We start from the raw sequence: 18,535 nt of genomic DNA, 5'->3' as shown, positions 1-18,535 counted from the left end.
AGGTACGGGCGCTTCCGCGGTAACGGACAACCCCGACAGGCGCGGGCGACCGCATGTCGCCCCTACGGCGTCGGGTCCCCCGTCGGTTCCGTCGTCGGTTCGGCCGCCGGCTCCCCCGTGGGCCCCGGCGTCGGCTCCCCCGTGGGCCCCGGCGTCGGCTCACCCGTCGGCGCGGGCGTGGCCTGTTGCGCGGTTACTTCCACAATGCAGCTGGCCTTGAGGCCGTTCTTGGTCGCGGCGGTGACCGTCGTGCGGCCGGGCTTTGCGCCGGCGCGCACCACGCCCTCCTTGGATACCTTGGCGACGGCGGGCCTTGAGCTCGTCCAGCGCAGCGCGTCCTCGGTGCCGTCCATCTCAAGGCCTTCCCTGAGGTCGAACGCGGTTCGGGCCGCCAGCACAATCTGATCGCGGGCCAGCGCGACCTGCGTGGGCAGTGTCTTGATCCACACCGCGGCTCGGTCGGACCGGCCGTTTTCGGTCGAGGCAACGATGATCGCCAGACCGTCGCGCCGCGCGGTCACCACGCCGTGTTCGTCGACCGTGGCGACGTCCGGCTCGCTCGAGCTCCACGCAACCGCGTGCTTCGCGGCGGTCTTGGGCGTGAGCTTTGCCTTGAGGCGCGCCGTGGCGGGCGCCGCCGCGCCCGAGCCGTTTACGTACAGCGTGAGCTCGCGCCGGTCGAGCTTCAGCGAGTCGACCGCCGCCAGCACGCGAACCGTCAGCAGTGCCTTCGCGCCGCTTCCGTCGCGCGCGGTCGCGGTGATGCGCGCCGTGCCGGGCTTGCGCGCGGTCACCACGCCCTCCGCCGACACCTTCGCCACCCTCGCGTTGCTGCTCGCAAACGACACGCCTTGCCCGGCCTCCGCGGGCAGCACTGCGACCTGCAGCGTCATCTGGTCGCCGGGACTCAGGCTGGGCCGGGCCGGCACGGCGGTCAGCGCGATCGACTGCACCGCGCGCGACACCACCACGCGGCTCAGCCCCACCAGCCGGTTGTGGCTGGTGGCGGTCAGCACCGTCTCGCCCGGCGCGACACCGCGCACCGCGCCCTTCTCGTCGACCGTCGCCACCGCTTGGTTGCCGGTGGCCCAGGCGATGCCCCGATGGGTCGCCTGCCTGGGTTCAAGCTTTGCCGATACGCGCACGCCGCGCCCGGCGAGCACATCGATCCGCTCGGGCAGCACCACCTTCGAAACCGACTCGATCACCCGCACCTTGAGCCTGCGCGACACCTTCTGCCCGCCGTCCAGCGCGCGCGCGGTCACGGTGACGGTGACTGCGCCCGGCTTGCGGGCGTAAAGCGCGCCCTCCCGCGTGACCGAGGCCACCCGAGCGTCGCTGCTCGTCCACGCAAACTCGACCGGGATGCCGGCCGGCTGCGCGGCCGCGCGCAGCGCCTTCGTCTGCCCGCGGTCGATCTCGTAGGTCTCAGCCGCCAGCGCGCCGCGCTCATCGGACAGTTCGATGGCCGACAGCCTGTGCGACACCTTCACCCGGCAGCGCGCGACCAAGCCGTTTTCGGCGGTCGCCGTGACCACAGCCTCGCCCGGCGCGACGCCGCGCACCCAACCGTCCCCGACCACCGTCACCACCGCTTCGTCGCCGCTCTTCCACTCGATCGCGCCCGGATTGAGCCCGATCGGGCGCGTGACGAGCGTCAGTTGCATCCATTCCTCCGGCAGCAGCGCCGCCGTACCCGGCAGCGCGATCGAGCTCAGCTTCTCCCGGACGGCGACGGCCATCGCGCCCATGACGCCGCTGCCGTCAAGCGCGATTGCCTGCACGACGGCCTCGCCCGCGCTCACACCTGTCACCACGCCCCAATCGTTGACTCGCAGCACGGAAGGGTCGCTGCTCTCAAAGCGCACGCCGCGGTTGCCCGCGTCCGCCGGCGACACCGTGGCGACGACCCACATCGATCCGCCCACGCCGACCTCCGCGTCCTCGGCGTCCAGCACAATCGCGGTGACCGGCGCTGTCACCACCACGTCGCACACGTCCCAGACGTCCGGATCCGCCGCCGAGCGCGCGACCACCTCGGCGACGCCCACCGACACCCCGCGCACCTGCCCCCGCTCGTCCACGGCCGCGACGGCCGGATCGCGGCTTTCAAAGCGCACCAGCCGGTCGGTGGTGTCCGCGGGCAGCAGCTCGGCCGTCAACGGCCGCTGCCGGCCCAGGAACACCCCGCACGTTTCGGGCAGCCGGACTTCCTCCACCGGAACGCGCACCATGATCCGCGCGCGGCCCTCGCGCCCGCTGCCGTCCTGCGCCCGGGCGATCAACGCGACTTCGCCGCCGCCCACGCCCACAAGCCGCACGCCCTCGTCCGTCCGCTCAATCGTCGCGACCGAGGGGTCGCCGCTCTCCCAGCGCAGCTCGCCCGACGCCTCCGAAGGCAGCACATCGGCCGTGAATTCGATCTGCTCGCCGCGCAGGATGCTTTCCACGCCCCTCATGTCGATCAGGATCTCCTCGACCGGCGTGGCCACTTCCACCTCGCACAGCGCCTGGGCCCCGCCGCCGTCAGCCGCGGTCGCCGCGACCACCGCCCGCCCCGCCTTGTCCCCCGCCTTGAGGAAGCGGTTGCCGCCCTCGTCTTCCACGATCTCGACGATCGATTCATCGCCGCTCGTCCATACGAGCGCGGGATCGGTCGCATTTTCAGGCGTCAGCCGCGCCTCGATGGGCCAGCGCGCATTGTAGCACAGCGCCTTTTGGGCAAGCGACAGCTCGATCCGCTCGACCAATACGGGCCTTACCTCGACCTCGAGCGCGCCGGCCGCCCCGCCTCCGTCGCGCGCGACCGCGCGCACGGTCACCTTGCCGGGCTTGACGCCGGTCACCAAGCCCGCGCCGTCGACCGTCGCCAGCGTCTCGTCGTCAACCGACCAGTTAAGCGCGCGGTCGGCGGCATCCGTCGGCAACACTTCGGAGAGAATTTGCAGCGTCTCCCCCACCCGCACATGGGCTTCGCCCAGGGTTGACAGCGCAACGGATTCGACCAGGATCGGATCGGGGGCAGGCCCTTCAGCGCGCGCCGCAGGCGTAACGAAGGCCAACAGCAACGCCATCAAAACGCCCATCCACTTTCCGCCCACGCGACCGCCCCCGTTCCTGCCATATATTTGAAATTATATCCCCTCGGCATCGGAAGCGTCAATAACGAATCAATAACAAATCTTTGAAGCTCACATTCGTCGTCCGGTTGGTATCATACCGCGTGAAACGGGATCATCTCGTCTCGCTCCTTAAGCGGGTCGGCGCTCAGCCGCCGGTCCCACAGCTCCACACCCCGGCGCACCGCGCGGTGGCCGTGGCGCGCCTTGAGCGCGTCGAGCGCGTCCTCCAGCCGCATTGCGCGCGCGCGGCGCTCGCTCTCGCCCAGAAAGTCCAGTTGCAGCGCGCCCCGCGCGGGGGTCAGCCGCGAACACGTCAAGCCCATGCTCCGCAGCGGCAGCGGCGACGCGCCGGCCTCGAACAGCCGCATGGCCGCCGCGGCCACCTCGCCGGTCAGGCAGCTCTCGGGCAAAAGCGGCATCTGGCGGGAACGCCAGCTGAGGTCGGGCGCGCGCAGCGCGATGCTCACGCAGCCCGCGGCCAGGTGTTGTTCCCGCATCCGCGCGCACACCGCCTCGGCCAGTTGGTACAGCACGCAGCGCGCCTGCTCCGGCGTCTCCACATCTTTGGGCAGCGTCACGCTGTGGCCGACACTGCGCGGCGGTATGTGCGCGCCGTCCTCGGCGACCTCTCCTGCGTCCAGCCCCAGCGCAAACGCCTTGAGCATGGCCCCGTGCTTGCCGAGCTTTAAGGTCAGCGCCGCCTCGTCGGAGCGCGCCAGGTCGCCGATCGTGCGGATGTTCAATTGCGTAAGCTGCGCAAGCGTACTGCCGCCCACGTACAGCAGCGCCTCCGCCGGCAGCGGCCAGGCCTTCGCTTGAAAGTCGTCGCGCTTAAGCACGGTGGTGCCGTCGGGCTTCTTCATGTCGGAGGCGAGCTTCGCCATCACCTTGCCAAACGACACGCCCACCGACACCGTGATGCCCAGCTCCGCGCGCGAGCGAAGCCGGATCATGTCGGCCAGTCGCTCGCCCGCCGCCACCGTGACCCCCGGCGCGCTGATGTCCAGCCACGCCTCGTCCAGCCCGTAGGGCTCTACCCGGTCGGTGTATTGGGCGTAAATGTCACGCAGCAGCCGCGAATAGCGCATGTACTGATCGAAGTGGGGCGGCAGCGCCACCAGGCCCGGGCACTTGCGCCGCGCCTGCCAGATCGGCTCGCCGGTCGCCACCCCCATGGCCCGCGCTGGCTGGTTCTTGGCCAGCACGATGCCGTGGCGCGCCTCCGAGTCGCCGCACACGGCGACGGGTTGCGTTTTGAGTTCCGGGCGGCCCAGCAGTTCCACCGAGGCGTAGAAGCTGTTCGCGTCCGCGTGCAGGATGACGCGTTCCATAGGACAATCCCCCTAGGCAAACATATGTTCTCATCGCTATTTTAGAACATTCGTTTGTGTTTGTCAAGGGGTGGAGCGAAAAAAGCGGCAGGGGGAATTCCCCCTGCCGCTTACCTCTAGCCTCTACCCCGCCTTGCGCTGATCTTCCCTGAAGGACGGCACCAGCGCGCGCAGCGCGTCGCGCACCGCTTCCTCGCCCTCGTCCATCGCGGCATCCAGCGCGTTCAGCTGCTTCAAAAACAGCGCCTCGTCCATCTCCATCGCGCTCAGTACCATAATCTTATCGTGGCAGGTCGTGTGCAGCGTCTCCGCTTCCTCGCTCATCGCCAGTTCCTCGTACAGCTTCTCACCCGGCCTGAGCCCGCAAAACTCGATCTTGATCTCCTCGTCCGGCGTGAACCCCGCGAGCTGAATCAGGTTGCGCGCCAGATCCACGATCCTGACCGGCGTGCCCATGTCCAGCACGAAGATGCTGCCCGTCTCTCCGATGCCGCCCGCCTGCAGCACCAGCTGCGCCGCCTCGGGAATCGTCATGAAGAACCGCGTGATCTCCGGATGCGTCACCCGCACCGGCCCCCCCATCTCGATCTGCTTCTTGAACAGCGGGATCACGCTGCCGTTCGAGCCCAGCACGTTGCCGAACCTGACCGCCATGAACCGCGTCTGCGAATGGCGCGCCATGTGCTGGATGATCCGCTCGGTCACGCGCTTGGTCGCGCCCATCACATTGGTCGGGTTGACCGCCTTGTCGGTCGAGATTTGCACCATGCGCCTTACCCCGTGCCGCGCCGCGCACTCGGCCACGTTCCACGTGCCGAAGATGTTGTTCTTGACCGCCTCCGACGGGCTATCCTCCATCAGCGGCACGTGCTTGTGCGCCGCCGCGTGGAACACCACGTCCGGCTTATGCTCGCCCATCACCTCGTCGAGCCGCGCCTTATCGCGCACCGAGCCGATCAAAACCGTCAGCTTGAGCTTATCCCCGAAGCGGCTGCGCAGCTCCTGCTCCAGCTCATAGGCGTTGTTTTCATAAATATCGAACACGATCAGGTGCGATGGCGCGAACGCCGCGATCTGACGGCACAGCTCCGAGCCGATCGAGCCGCCGCCGCCGGTCACCAGCACCGACTTGCCGGTCAGGTACGCCTCGATCGAGGCCATGTCCAGCTTGACCTCCTCGCGGCACAAGAGGTCCGCGATGTTCACGTCGCGCATGGCGCTGACCCTTTGCGGCCCGCCCGTCACGTCCTGCATCGCCGTCACCATGCGCAGCTTGCAGCCGGTCGACGCGCACACCTGCATGATGCGGCGCATCTGCGCGCCGGACGCCGATGGGATCGCGATCACGATGTCGCTGCACTGGTATTTTTTGACGTATTCCGGGATGCGCTCGGTAGAAGGCGCGATCGGCACGCCGCTGAGCAGCGTCCTGGCCTTGGCCGGGTCGTCGTCTACGACCACCACCGGCATGCCCTCGCGGTAGCCACGCGCGGCCATCTCCCGGATCACCGTCGCGCCGCCCCATCCCGCGCCCACCACCAGCACGCGCCGGCGCTGCTCGGGGCTGATTGCGCGCCGCTTGACGCCCAGCTGGTTTATCAGCCGGATGCTGAACCGCTGCCCTGCGATCAGCAGGAACATGATTAGCCACGCCACGCCGTAGACCACCTTGCCGTGCAGGAAGCTGTTGGCCTGTATGCGCACGCTGTTGCCGACCAACCCCAGCATGTACTGGAAGAACGACAGCCGCGTGCCCGTGCGCTCGAGCGCCGTGGCCACCACCGCGAACGCGTAGGTGGCCATAATGCCCAGTATGGTGCCCAGCAACAGCCGCAGCACCTCGCCGATGCTGGCGTAGCGCCACAGGCATCTGTACACGCGCGTCACGCAGAAGGCGGCGATGCAGAAAAGCGTCAACACCGGCCAGATGTTGACGTAGCGCTGCAGCACCGAACCGGGCACCGCCTTCTCGTAGCGCAGATACAGCGCCGCCAGGAACGATACGTTGACGATCACCACGTCGATCATGATCTGCAGCGCCATCTTGCTCGCGTGCCGCCAGCGCGCCGCCTGCTTGGTGTTTGGCATATCGTCTCCCCTTGCGCGATCGGGCGCAGTCTATGAATGGTGTCATTATACCATTCAGGGCGTCAAAGCGCAACATGGCATAATCGGGACGGGCCGCGGGTAGGATTAGACATAAGCAAACAAGCCGGGGAGGGGATCATGATGCCGAAGAGGCTGCTGGCGTTTTTATGCTTGGCCTTGCTGCTTACCAGCACCCCCGCATACGCCGCGCTCGAGGCCGAACCGCCGATCGCGCTCGAGTGCGAGAGCGCGCTGCTGCTCGAGCCCGATAGCGGACAGGTCGTCTTTGAAAAGAATGCCGACGAGCGCGTGAGCGTCGCCAGCGTCACCAAGGTCATGCCGATCCTGCTCGCCTGCGAGGCGATCGAGCAAGGCCGCGCGACACTTTCAGATATGGTGAGCATATCGCCGCGCGCGGCCGGCATGGGCGGGTCGCAGGTGCTGCTCGAGGCCGGCGAGCAGCAGAGCGTATCCGCGCTGCTCAAGAGCATGATCGTGGCCAGCGCCAACGACGCCACCGTGGCGCTGGCCGAGTTCCTGTTCGGCTCCGAGCAGGCCATGGTGCAGCGCATGAACGAGCGCGCACGGGAACTGGGCATGACGGGCAGCAACTTCGTCAACGCGACCGGGCTGCCCGCCGCGAACAATGTAACCACCGCCCGCGACGTGGCCGCGATGGCGCGCGAGCTCGTGCGCCACGCGCTCTTCTTCGACTACTCGACGATCTGGATGGACGTGATCGAGCACCCCGGGGCGCGGGTGACCGAGCTGACCAACACCAACCGGCTGACGCGGCTCTACGACGGCTGCGACGGCATCAAGACCGGCTCGACCAGTGAAGCGGGCTACTGCATGGCGGCCTCCGCCTCGCGCGGCGGGATGCGCCTGATCGCCGTGGTGCTGGGGGCCGAGACCAGCAAGCAGCGCTTCGCTGTCGCCGGCGCCATGATGGACTACGGCTTTGCCAACTACCGCAAGTACGCGGTCGCGGAGCGGGGCGCGCGGATACGCGGCAAGCTGCCGATCGACGGCGGCGACCGGCAGGCGATCGAATTGATGCTGGGCGAGAACCTGACGCTGCTGATCGCCAAGGGCGAGGAGCAGGACATTGAGCTGACCCCCGCGCTGCCCGAGCGCCTGGCCGCGCCGATCGCCGAAGGGGAGCAGGTGGGCGACGTGGACGTGCTGCTGAACGGCCGGCTCGTGGGCCGGGTGCCGGTGGTGGCCGCGGAAGCGGCCGAGCGGCGAGGGTATTTTGACGGGTGGAGGATGCTGATTCGCAGGTGGCTGTACAGCGCCGCCTGACGGCGCTTGCCGTAACCACCCCGCGTGAGCGATTATGGGCGTCCGGAGGGCTCGCCCTTTGGCGGGATCCGGGGGGCGGGGCCCTTGGCGTTCCCCCGTCCCCCGCGCCGCCGTATCCGGCGCCCAGGCACGAGAAACGCGGCCGGTTCCGGGCGACGGCGGCGCGGCGGCCCCGATGCGGCCGCAGGGAGCGAATCCCCGCCGCGTAAACCGCGCCCCCATTTGCCGCATGCTGGCAACTCGGCGGGCGATATGGTATAATCATCCATCCGTAGACAGCAGGCGCTCAACAGGGCGCCGATACAATTCATAGGGGGCGTGTGCCATGCGCGATCGGATGCGGCTGCTGTTTATCATGCTGGTCAAGGGCATGTCGGGCCTTGCGTTGATGGGGTTGGTGATCTTCGGGGCCGCGGGCAGCTTGCGCTATGCCGGTGGGTGGATGCTCATCGGCGCGCTCGCCGCGCTGATGCTGGGCTTGGGGCTGTTTTTGTGGTCCAAGCACCCCGATACGCTCAAAAGGCGCCTCAAGGCCGTGGAATCCGAGCGGGCGCAAAAGGGCTGTGTCGCCCTGATCGGCCTGCTGCTCTGCGCCTCTTTCGCGCTTGCGGGGCTCGACCATCGCCTTGGGTGGACGACAATGCCCATGTGGACATCGTTCGCAGGCTTGGCCGCCTTAACCTTCGGATACGGCCTGTTTGGCGCGGTGATCCTGCAAAACGCGCACGCCTCGCGGGTGGTGGAGGTGCAGGCGGGTCAGGCGGTCATCGCCACCGGGCTGTACGCCGTGGTCCGCCACCCCATGTACCTGGCGAGTCTTATGCTGTTCCTCTCCATGCCGTTCGTGCTGGCATCCTACGCCGCGCTGCCGCCCATGCTTTTGCTGCCCTTCGCGTTGGCGCTGCGCATCCGAAACGAGGAGGCCGTGCTCGCGGCCGGGCTGGCGGGCTACCCTGAATACATGCAAGCAACCCGATACCGGTTGATTCCCTACATCTGGTAGCCCGCCTGCCGCAACATCCGTGGCCGTTCGATAAGCGCCGGTTAAAGCATGCGTGGGATTTGACCGGCGCTTACCTACCGCTTCTTCTGGTTGCCGCGCTTGTTCAGGCCTCGCGGCAGATTCTTTTGCGTCTCTTTTTTCTGGGTGTCGTTGGCGTCCGTGGTGCGCAGTTCGCTCTCCTTGCGGTTTGACATGACTTCTCCACCTCCACCCCTATTGTCGCGCGCGGCGCGCTTCATTATGCGCCGCGCAGGCTTGAACGACGCGAGGGCTTGTGGTAGAATAAGGCATCCACATGAAAAGGATGTGAAGCCGATGCGGCTGGGCGCACTGGAGGCTGGCGGAACCAAGATGGTCTGTTCGGTGGGCGACGAGCGCGGACAAATCTTCGACCGGGTCAGCCTGTCTACGCTTACCCCGGAGGAAACCATTCCGCAGATCATCGCGTATTTTTCGGACAAGCAGATCGAAGCGCTGGGCGTGGCCGGGTTCGGCCCGCTCGACTTGGACAAATCGTCGCCGACCTACGGCCATATCACCACCACGCCGAAGCTTGCGTGGGTCGACTGCGCGCTGCTGCCGAAGCTGACGGAGGCGCTCGGCGTGCCCGCCGACATCGACACCGACGTGGGCGCGGCGGCGCTGGCCGAGCTTCAAATGGGCGCGGGCCGGGGTATAAAGAACCTGGTGTACGTCACGGTGGGCACCGGCATCGGCGGCGGCGTGATCGTAAACGGCGAAATCGTGCACGGACTGGTGCACCCCGAGGCCGGGCACTTCATCCTGCGCCCGCATCCGGACGATCCCGCGCCGGACGGGTTCTGCCCGTACCATAAGGGCTGCCTCGAGGGGCTGGCGAAGGGGCCGACGTTCGACGCGCGCTGGGGCGTCTCGTCGAAGGATCTGCCCCGTGGCCACGTGGGCTGGGCGATCGAGGCGTACTACCTGGCGCAGCTGTGCGTCATGGCGATCACGGTGCTGTCCACCGAGATGATCGTGCTGGGCGGCGGCGTGATGCTTAAGGATTTTCTGTTCCCGATGGTGCGCGAGCAGACGCTCAAATTGCTGGGCGGGTATGTGGCGCACGACAAGGTGCTGGTCCACCTGGACCGGATGATCGTGCCGCCGGGGCTGGGCGTCAACAGCGGCGTGACCGGCGCGCTGCTGCTGGCCGCGCGCGCGGCGCGGGGGCAGGGGCTGATGGCATGACCCGAATGGGGTGGGATTCGTCGAGTTTTTGTTCCCTGCAAGGCGTCTGCGCAGGAATACCGGGGGTATTTTTAGCGGAAGCGGCACACAGAAGGCGAAAAGGCGGCGGAAGACGCCCCATGAGCGGCCGTACCATCAACCCTTAAAGAAAGCATAAAAAACGGAGGCGGCCTTGCGGGTCGCCTCCGCCTGTAGACGAGGGTCGGATATTACGGATATTACGCCTCGGCGGGCGCGTTGACCGGGCACACGTCGGCGCAGGCGCCGCAGGAAATGCACGTGTCGGCATCGATCTCGTGCTTGCTCGCACCCTCGGAAATCGCGCCGGTGGGGCAGGCGTCGACGCACGCGCCGCAGTTGATGCACTCGTCGGAAATCGCATAGGCCATGGGAATACACCTCCATATTTTTCTCAGGGCATTATAGCATTGATCCGTACAAATTGCAAATGTATTTTCGAAACGGAAACGGATGTGAGGAACATGTCGAACGCATTGGAAAACGCCTGGGCGCTGCTCGGGGCCTGCACGCCGCTCAAGGGGGATTGCGGGGCGCTGTGCGGCGCGGCGTGCTGCGCGCCCGACGAGGACGGACAGGGCGCGGTGCAGCTGTTCCCGGGCGAACGGGCGCTGATCGGGGCAGTCGGCTGGGCGCGGCTCGAGGAAGCAGATGCGGGCGTCACGTTGGTGTGCGAGGGACATTGCGAACGCGCAAAGCGGCCGCTCGGATGCCGGATTTTTCCGCTGACGCCGGTGAGGCGGGGCGGCGCGTGGGACGTGCGGCTCGACCGGCGGGCGTGGGCGATGTGCCCGCTGATGGGCAGCGGCATCATGGGGCTGGCCCCGGATTTTGTGGAGGCGGCGCGCGAGGCCGTGCGGATGCTCGCGGCGGACGCGGAAATCGAACCGTTCCTGCGCGCCTGGGCGCGGCGGGAGCGCGCGTATCGGGCGCCTCTTACGGCGGAGGGATGGCGATAGGCGGGATCAAACGCTGCGATTGGGCGAACAGGAGCGATCTGAGCAAGCATACCGCGACAGGGCATGGGGCGTACCGGTCCACGACGACCGCCAACTGTTCAAGGCGCTGATCCTGGAGGGCCGGCAGGTGGCATCGTCGCCTCTTGCCTTCATTCCCCAATCCGCACCAGCCGCAGGCCCTGCGCGCGTTCGTGCAGGCGGTGGGAGATCGACAGCACCGTGCGGCCCGCGCAGGCGCGCTCCAGCGCGTCCAGCACGTGGCGCTCGGTGTCGCTGTCGAGGTTCGCGGTGATCTCGTCGAGCAGCAGAATGTGCGGCTCGGCGGCTACCGCCCGCGCGATCGACAGCAGCTGGAACTGGCCCTTCGAAAACGCGGCCTTGTCGGCGGGCGTATCGTAGCCCTGTTCGAGCAGCAGGATGTTTTCGTGCAGGCCCACGAGCCGCGCGGCATCCTCGACTTGCCGCCTCGTGATGGCGGGGTCAAACAGCGCGATCTGATCGGCCACCGTGCCGCTCACCAGGCGGAACGACTGCTCCACATAGCCGAACAGCTTGCGCTTCTCGGCGTCGGGGATGCCCGAAGCCTCCGCGCCGTCCACCAGCACCCGGCCTCGCTCGGGGCTGTACAGGCCAAGCAGCAGCCGGAACGCGGTGCTCTTGCCCGCGCCGGTCCGTCCCACCAGGGTCACCGCCTCGCCGCGCGCAACCGTCAGACTCAGGTCGTCGAACACGGGGTCATCGTCGTCGTACGCAAAGCGCACATGGTCGAATTCAATGCAGGGATCGGCGTTGCGGTCGATCCGGCCGGTCGCTGCCGCCCGCTCCGGCTCTTGCATAAATTCGTCGATCCGCACGACGCCCGCGACGGCGGACTGGATGTTTTGAATCTCCATGCCGATGCTCTCGAGCGGCTCGAACACCTTGCCGACATAGGCGATGACCGCCACCGCCGTGCCCACGCTCATGCCGAAAAACGCCTGCATGCCGTAGCCCCGTGCCGCGGCGACCATCATCAGCGCGATCACGCAGGAGCCGATGACAATCACGATCGGCGAATAGATCGAATCGTACACATTGGCCGCGTCGGTCGCGCGGTAGCTCTCCCCGATGTAGTCGTCGTACCTGCGCTCCATGTACTGCTGGCGGAACAGGTTGCGGATCATGCGGATATTCAAGATGGTTTCGGGCACGTGGCCCGTCACCTTGCCCACGGCGACGCGGTTCTTGATTTGCGCCGCCAGCATCCGCTTTTGGAACAGGCGCGTCATGAAGAACAGCGGCGGCGTGACCAGCAGCATCATAACGCCCAAGCCCCTGCTCTTTATGAAGATCACCGCCAGCACGCTCAGCACCTTGAACGCGTCGGCGACCATGCCGATGATGCCGTTGGTAAACAGCGAGTCCACCACATCCACGTCGTTCACGAAGCGCGAGGTGATCTCCCCGGGCTCGTGCCGCGTGAAGTAGGCGGCGGGCAGGCATGTGAGCTTCGCGCACATGGCGCTGCGCAGAGCGTGGGTGATCTTCTGCCCGAACAGGGTTATCATGACATTTTGGCCCGATTCCAGCAGCCCCGACAGCGCCAGCAGCCCAAAGTACTCAAGCGCCAGGTTGAGCGGGATCGACTGCCGCGCGGTCAGCCGGTTGACGATGCGCTCCAGGACCAGCGGCGGCAGCAGCGCCGCCCCGATCGACAGCGCGATCACGAGCCCGGTCAGCAGGGTCTCTCTCTTGGCGGCCGAGACGATGCCGCGCACCACGCCGCCCAGACCGCGCCTATGCTTCACGCGCGTCACCCCCATCCACTTGCGCGCGGTACAGTTCCGCGTAGGCGGGGTTATCCCGCATCAGTTCGTCATGCGTGGACAGAACGCCCGCACCGCCGTCCAGGTACAGCACGCGGTCGAGCTGCGAGAACATATACAGCCGGTGGGAAATCAGGATCACGATCTTATCGGCGGCCATCCTGCGCAGATTGTCGAAGATCGCGCGCTCGGTGCTTTTGTCCACCGCCGAGAAGGGATCGTCCAGCACCAAGATACCCCGCGCGTTGTACAGCGTGCGCGCCAGCGCAAGGCGCGCCTGCTGCCCGCCCGACAGCCGTACGCCGCCGCCGCCGACCGGGGTGGCGGCGCGCTGTGGCATCTGTGCGACCTCGTCCGCCAGGCATACCGCTTCCAGATAGGGCGCGGCATCCTTCGCCTCGCCCAACCGGATGTTCTCCTCGACGCTGTCGCTCATCAGTTCCGGCTCGTGGCCCATGTAGGTAATAAGCCGGCTGCGCTCATATAAGCTCAGCGCAGCGAGCGCCCGGCCGCCGACGCGGATGTCGCCCGTATAGGGCGCCTCGCCGATGAGCGCCTTGCCCAGCGTGGACTTGCCGCAGGCCACCGGCCCGGTCACGCCGACGATCTGCCCCGGGCGGGCGGACAGCGCAATGCCGTCGAGGATTTTCGGCCCGCCCGGCCAGGCGAGCGACAGATCGGAGATCTCCAGTTCCACCGGCCGCGAAAAATTTATCGTCGTCGATGTATCCGGCTCGACGTATTCCCGCATCAGCGGCTTAACCCTATCCCAGGACACCCGCGCCTTTTGCACGGCGTTAAACAGCCTGGCCGCCCTGGAGGATTTGAGCGCCATCCTGGCAAAGCAGGCCAAGAAGGCGGTAAACGCCGCGATGTCCCAATTCGCCCAACCGCTGCCCAGCACGTTCTTCCCGCCCAGGTAGAGCACCGGGATCACGCCGCACATCGAGATGATGTGGTAGATCGGCTGCATGCTGTTCTCCCACAGGTTGGCCGCGACGGCCTTTTTTTCGTAATCGTCCAAATGCGCTTCAAACGCCGCGTCGCGCCCTTGTTCGCAGCCGTACGCCCGGTAGGTCACGGCATTCGATATCCGATCCATAGAGGCGGCGTTCAGCCGGCCGGCGCTGTGCTTGTACGCCATGTTATAGCGCGCGACGCGGCCCTTGAGCCGACCGGCCAGCACGTAGGCGACGGGTGTGAACGCGCCCGAGAGCAGCGCAAGCCGCCAGTCGTAGGCAAGCAGCAGCGCGAGATAGGAGACCAGCACCACGCCGGTATCAAACACCTCGGTAGTGAACTTGCGCATGCCCTCCACGCAGGCATCCACGTCGGCCACCGCCTTGGTCATCACCGCGCCCAGGCCTTCCCGCTCCAGCTCTTCCCTGTCCTTGTTCACCAGGCTGTTGTAGAGCATGTGGCGCATGTTGCGGCTGACGTTGTTGGCGAACCGGCGCACGTAGAACCGCTTGACGCCGCGCATCGACTGCACGGCGAGTATCACGGCCAGGTAGATCATTGCCAGCGACACCATCGCCGGGAAATCCTGCTTGCCCTCCGAAATGTCAAGCAGCGTCTGCGCCAGCCGGCCTTCAAAATAAGGCCCGGCGATCATGCCGACATTGTACAGCACGCCCGACACGGTGGTCAGCGCAAGCGGCCACCGCTCCAGTTTGAAATAGGAGACAATGCGATCCGGCCGCTCGACATTCCTGATTTTCTTAGGGCCGGTCATCTCGAAGGAGCTCCTTCCATATGTGGCCTCCGTGCGTTGCGTCTTCGCAGTCATTATAGCACATAATCGGCGTTTGTGTGCCCTTCGGTGTGCATGCAATATCACGATGGCTGCGTGCATTCAATCAATCAATATCCCCGATTTGGACACGTCGGGCACGGTGCAGCCGGAGGCGTTGAAACAGCAGGGCCGCCGATCGCCGCGGCTCAGCTTCGAGCAGGCCACCTCGATCCGTTTCTGGCGCGTCGCCGGGTTGGCGGCGGCGCGTATCCACCGGAACCACGCCCAGCGCGCCTTGGCGGTGAGGTCGTCCCAACGGCCGGTGAGCCCGGCCCGGACGATCGCGTCCGCGATGTCGCGCGGGATGTCCGGCTCCGGCCACTTGTCGATCGGTTCCACGTCGAAGCGCAGCGTTCCCTCACCCGCCTGGCCCGGCGCCAGTTCAAGCCAGTGGCCGCCCTTGCCGTCCGGCTCAACGGCCGCCTCAAAGGCCGCGCCGCCCAACGTCCCCCGCACCATCGCCATGCCGCGGGAGGGCAGTTGCCCGCTGGCGTCTGCCGGCAGCCGCACGATCCTGCGCGCCCCGGCCGTCGACGGCGTTGCCTCAAATACGATACGCATGCCATGACCTCCTTCGTCCATGCGGACCCTATGATACAGAAATATACCCCAAATCCAGATTTTCAAATTATTTCCAAGGGTTTTTCCCCCTCGGTTTCCAAGTCAAATGCATCCATTTGCGCGCGGCGCGCGTCTAAGGTTTTGATGGACGAAAGACCAATCGCATCTCACCCGAGGAAAGGAGCAATATCCATGAAACATCCGATCAGAAAATACCTGTCTATCGCGCTGGCCCTGAGTATGCTCTGCCTGCCGGTCGCAGGCTACGCCGAGTACTGGGAACTCACTCCGTGGAAAATGATCGACGGCGTGTGGCAGTACGAGGATGTCGACGGCACCCTGTACCCGTACGACCCCACCGGGATGACCTTGCCCCCCGATGTAGACGGCATGGTCTACCCCGCACCGCAGGCCGAGCTCGAACCCGAACCAGAGTATGAGCCCGAGATCCCCGAGCAGCCCGAGATCCCCGAGCCCGAGATCCCCGAGCCCGAGATCCCCGAGCCCGAGATCCCCGAGTCCGAGATCCCCGAGCCCGAGATCCCCGAGTCCGAGATCCCCGAGCCCGAGATCCCCGAGCCCGAGATCCCCGAGCAGCCCGAGATCCCCGAGCAGCCCAAGGTCGTCGAGCAGCCCGAAGTCGTCGAGCAGCCCGAGGTCGTCGAGCAGCCCGAAGTCGTCGAGCAGCCCGAGGTCGTCGAGCAGCCCGAAGTCGTCGAGCAGCCCGAAGTCGTCGAGCAGCCCGAAGTCGTCGAGCAGCCCGAAGTCGTCGAGCAGCCCGAGGTCGTCGAGCAGCCCGAGGTCGTCGAGCAGCCCGAGGTCGTCGAGCCCGAGATCCCCGAGCAGCCTGAGGTCGTCGAGCCCGAGATCCCCGAGCAGCCCGAGGTCGTCGAGCCCGAGATCCCCGAGCAGCCCGAGGTCGTCGAGCCCGAGATCCCCGAGCAGCCCGAGGTCGTCGAGCCTGCGATCAATCCGGACGACCTGCAGGTGGAAATCACCCCGGTCTTCGCGGGCGAGAAACCCCAGTACGGCGAAGCCGTCCGGCTGCTGTCGGTGGTGCTGGGCGCGCCCGAAGGCGCGGCGCTCGACTACCAGTGGCAGTACCTGCCCGACGGCGGCGGTTGGACCGATGTGCCGGGCGCGAACGGCAGCACCTACGAATTCGTACTGGACGAAGCCAATGTCTACTACACCTGGCGGTTGCTGGTCACCCCGGTGAACGAAGCCGCCTAGGCCGCGCGTCGGTCATAGACAGGAAGGAGATTGTGCATGAAACGCAAACTGACCCTATGGCTCGCGTTGCTGATGGCGCTGATGTGCCTTATGCCAGCAGCGCTGGCTCAAGACGTACCGCCGGAAAGCAAGGAATCCAATGAAGTAACGATCCCGCTGCCCGAGCCGCCCGCCGAGACCAGCGAGCCGGTCGAAACCGGCGAACCCAACCTGGCGCTGTCGATGAGCCTCGCGCCGCAGAAAGTCGCGCCGGGCGGCAGCCTGGTGTGGACGGTCCAACTGACCAACAACGGCCTCACGGCGGTCACCAACCCGATCGTGACCGGCTATATGCCCGAGGATTTCGCCCCGGTCTATCCCGAGGCGCTGCCGGGCTACGACTCCGCCGCCAATCGATTCACCTGGTCGCCCCCGTCGGTGGGCGTGGGTGAGACGCTCACGCTGGCGATAAACCTGATGGTGGCTTCGGACGCCGTCGCCGCCGAGGCCCCGTTCAGCACCGTGCTGAGCACCTCCGACGGCCAGGTCCTGCAGACCGTGGTCGGCAGTGTGAACGTGGTGGAGGCCACGCTCCGGCTGAGCATGCGCTCAAATATCAAGCGTGCCGAGCCGGGCGACGCCGTGGCCTACACGATCGAGGTCACCAACACGGGCAAGATCGACGCGGCGGACCTGTGGCTCACCAACGACGTGCCCGAGAACATGACGATCGATCCCGGAGCGATCACCGGCAACGGCGAATACGACGCGGACGCGGGCCAAATCGTCTGGGAGGATTTCGACCTGGCCGCCGGCAAGTCCAAGACCTTCAAGTTCGTGGGCGTGATTCCGTCCGACGCCGCCGAGGGTGAAGTATACGTCAACACCGCGGAGCTGAACGACCTGGTTGCGGTCGCCTCGGTCACGGTGTACGAGCCGCAGCCCGAGCTGAGCATCACAAAGAAGGTCAACAACCGCACCCCCGCGCCGGGCACCACGGTGAAATATACGATCACCGTCAAGAACACCGGCGGCGCCGACGCCTACGATGTCGAAGTGTTTGACCGCCTGCCCGAGGATCTCGAGATCAACAAAAAGTCGATCACCGAGGACGGCGAGTACTCCGCGCGCAACAACGAGATCAGCTGGATGGTCGACGTGCCCGCCTACGACAAGGTGGTGCTGACGTTCAAGGCCTATGTGCCCGATTGGATGGAGGACGGCGACGTGCTGGTCAACCGCGCGCGCATCCCCGAGGTGGGCAGCGCCAAGGCCACGATGGTGGTGACCGAGGACGCCGTACCCAAGACCGGCGATCCCAGCGTGGTGCCCGCGGCCTGGGCCGCGCCCCGGCCCGTCCAGGGCCCGCCCACGCCCCAGAATCTGATCAAGACCCAGGCCGCCGCCCCCGCGCCGGTCGCGCCGCGCGAGGATGGCGCGGCGATCCCGCCGCCGCCGATCGCGGAAGCGTTCCAAGCGATCCACGCGCAGAACAGCGACATGGTGGGCTGGCTCAAGGTGGCCGATCAGGTGGACCTGCCGATCGTGCAAGCCCAGAACAACGACTTCTATATGGTTCGCAACTTCGACAAGAGGGATGACGAGGCGGGCGCGCTGTTCCTCGACGAGCGCAACCACCTGTACCCGAGCGACCAACACCTGCTGATCTACGGCCACAACATGAAAAGCGGCAAGATGTTCGGCAAGCTGTCCGCGTTCCGCGACCTCAAGTACCTCAAGGCCAACCCCACGTTCACCTTCCAGTCGGCCTACGAGGTCGTGCCCACCACCTATGTCACCGTGGCGGTGCTCGATGCGTCGATGACCAAGGACAATCCCGACTACCTCAAGGTGCGCAAGCCCAACTTCGACGACGAGGCCGATGCAGCGAGCTATATCGATTCGCTGAAGAGCCGTTCGTACTTCGATATCCCGGTGGCCTGGGACGCCTCCGATCGGCTGCTCTCGCTTGTGACCTGCTCCTACCTGCAGGACAATGGACGCCTGATCGTGATCGGCCGCCCGCTGCGTGCCGGCGAGACGCCCGAGTCGGTCGCCGCGCAGGTCGCGCAGGCGCAGGGGAAGGCGTAAAAAATTACCGCGACAGCATCATTTATGAGGGCCGCC

General features: G+C 66.4%; 13 protein-coding genes and 1 pseudogene. 7 read left to right on the top strand and 7 right to left on the bottom strand.

Annotated elements, in window-relative coordinates; translation table 11 throughout:
• Nucleotides 1-62: 62 nt before the first annotated feature.
• The 3 genes from ACH6CV_RS08920 to ACH6CV_RS08910 all read right to left on the bottom strand — a co-directional run bounded on the left by ACH6CV_RS08920 (nucleotide 63) and on the right by ACH6CV_RS08910 (nucleotide 6,541).
• Complete coding sequence (locus ACH6CV_RS08920; protein ID WP_456357834.1) at nucleotides 63-3,101, bottom strand: Ig-like domain-containing protein; 3,039 nt, start codon at nucleotides 3,099-3,101, stop codon at nucleotides 63-65.
• 113 nt (nucleotides 3,102-3,214) lie between these two features.
• The gene (locus tag ACH6CV_RS08915) at nucleotides 3,215-4,453 is read right to left on the bottom strand and encodes a Y-family DNA polymerase (protein WP_456357833.1); all 1,239 of its coding nucleotides are present in this window, start codon (nucleotides 4,451-4,453) and stop codon (nucleotides 3,215-3,217) included.
• Nucleotides 4,454-4,576: 123 nt separating this feature from the next.
• Nucleotides 4,577-6,541, bottom strand: a complete 1,965-nt coding sequence (locus ACH6CV_RS08910) for a polysaccharide biosynthesis protein (RefSeq protein ID WP_456357832.1) — start codon at nucleotides 6,539-6,541, stop codon at nucleotides 4,577-4,579.
• Between the two features lie 138 nt (nucleotides 6,542-6,679).
• Here ACH6CV_RS08910 and ACH6CV_RS08905 point away from each other — a divergent pair, with 138 nt between their 5' ends.
• From ACH6CV_RS08905 to ACH6CV_RS08895, 3 genes are all read left to right on the top strand, one after another.
• Nucleotides 6,680-7,846, top strand: a complete 1,167-nt coding sequence (locus tag ACH6CV_RS08905; RefSeq protein ID WP_456357831.1) for a D-alanyl-D-alanine carboxypeptidase family protein — start codon at nucleotides 6,680-6,682, stop codon at nucleotides 7,844-7,846.
• Between the two features lie 325 nt (nucleotides 7,847-8,171).
• Nucleotides 8,172-8,849, top strand: a complete 678-nt coding sequence (locus ACH6CV_RS08900; protein WP_456357830.1) for a methyltransferase family protein — start codon at nucleotides 8,172-8,174, stop codon at nucleotides 8,847-8,849.
• Between the two features lie 315 nt (nucleotides 8,850-9,164).
• A complete protein-coding gene (locus ACH6CV_RS08895; RefSeq protein WP_456357829.1) occupies nucleotides 9,165-10,058 on the top strand; it encodes an ROK family protein in 894 nt (297 codons plus the stop codon).
• A 218-nt stretch (nucleotides 10,059-10,276) separates the two neighbouring features.
• On the opposite strand, the gene ACH6CV_RS08890 is transcribed toward ACH6CV_RS08895, so the two are convergent.
• Nucleotides 10,277-10,447, bottom strand: coding sequence for a DUF362 domain-containing protein (locus ACH6CV_RS08890; protein WP_456357828.1), 171 nt, complete (start codon nucleotides 10,445-10,447; stop codon nucleotides 10,277-10,279).
• A gap of 93 nt (nucleotides 10,448-10,540) precedes the next feature.
• Here ACH6CV_RS08890 and ACH6CV_RS08885 point away from each other — a divergent pair, with 93 nt between their 5' ends.
• Both ACH6CV_RS08885 and ACH6CV_RS08880 read left to right on the top strand, forming a co-directional pair.
• Complete coding sequence (locus ACH6CV_RS08885) at nucleotides 10,541-11,035, top strand: hypothetical protein (protein WP_456357827.1); 495 nt, start codon at nucleotides 10,541-10,543, stop codon at nucleotides 11,033-11,035.
• 5 nt (nucleotides 11,036-11,040) lie between these two features.
• Nucleotides 11,041-11,174, top strand: a pseudogene (locus tag ACH6CV_RS08880) (DNA-3-methyladenine glycosylase I); the annotation flags it as partial.
• A 10-nt stretch (nucleotides 11,175-11,184) separates the two neighbouring features.
• On the opposite strand, the gene ACH6CV_RS08875 reads toward ACH6CV_RS08880, so the two are convergent.
• The 3 genes from ACH6CV_RS08875 to ACH6CV_RS08865 all read right to left on the bottom strand — a co-directional run bounded on the left by ACH6CV_RS08875 (nucleotide 11,185) and on the right by ACH6CV_RS08865 (nucleotide 15,196).
• On the bottom strand, nucleotides 11,185-12,822 hold the full coding sequence (locus tag ACH6CV_RS08875; protein ID WP_456357826.1) for an ABC transporter ATP-binding protein: 1,638 nt from the start codon (nucleotides 12,820-12,822) through the stop codon (nucleotides 11,185-11,187).
• Complete coding sequence (locus ACH6CV_RS08870; protein ID WP_456357825.1) at nucleotides 12,812-14,575, bottom strand: ABC transporter ATP-binding protein; 1,764 nt, start codon at nucleotides 14,573-14,575, stop codon at nucleotides 12,812-12,814. The genes ACH6CV_RS08875 and ACH6CV_RS08870 overlap by 11 nt, the downstream gene beginning before the upstream one ends.
• Nucleotides 14,576-14,695: 120 nt before the next feature.
• Nucleotides 14,696-15,196: a YdeI/OmpD-associated family protein gene (locus tag ACH6CV_RS08865; protein ID WP_456357824.1), complete on the bottom strand. Its 501-nt coding sequence runs from the start codon at nucleotides 15,194-15,196 to the stop codon at nucleotides 14,696-14,698.
• A 192-nt stretch (nucleotides 15,197-15,388) separates the two neighbouring features.
• Between ACH6CV_RS08865 and ACH6CV_RS08860 the strand changes: the two genes are divergently transcribed.
• Together ACH6CV_RS08860 and ACH6CV_RS08855 are read left to right on the top strand one after the other, a co-directional pair.
• Nucleotides 15,389-16,429, top strand: a complete 1,041-nt coding sequence (locus ACH6CV_RS08860) for a hypothetical protein (RefSeq protein ID WP_456357823.1) — start codon at nucleotides 15,389-15,391, stop codon at nucleotides 16,427-16,429.
• Nucleotides 16,430-16,465: 36 nt separating this feature from the next.
• The gene (locus tag ACH6CV_RS08855) at nucleotides 16,466-18,499 is read left to right on the top strand and encodes an isopeptide-forming domain-containing fimbrial protein (RefSeq protein ID WP_456357822.1); all 2,034 of its coding nucleotides are present in this window, start codon (nucleotides 16,466-16,468) and stop codon (nucleotides 18,497-18,499) included.
• Nucleotides 18,500-18,535: the final 36 nt, after the last annotated feature.

The sequence above is a fragment of the Anaerozeibacter quisquiliarum genome, assembly GCF_051162045.1.
In the GTDB taxonomy this organism is placed as follows: domain Bacteria; phylum Bacillota; class Clostridia; order Christensenellales; family Aristaeellaceae; genus Anaerozeibacter; species Anaerozeibacter quisquiliarum.
This window is presented reverse-complemented; position numbering and strand designations above follow the sequence as displayed.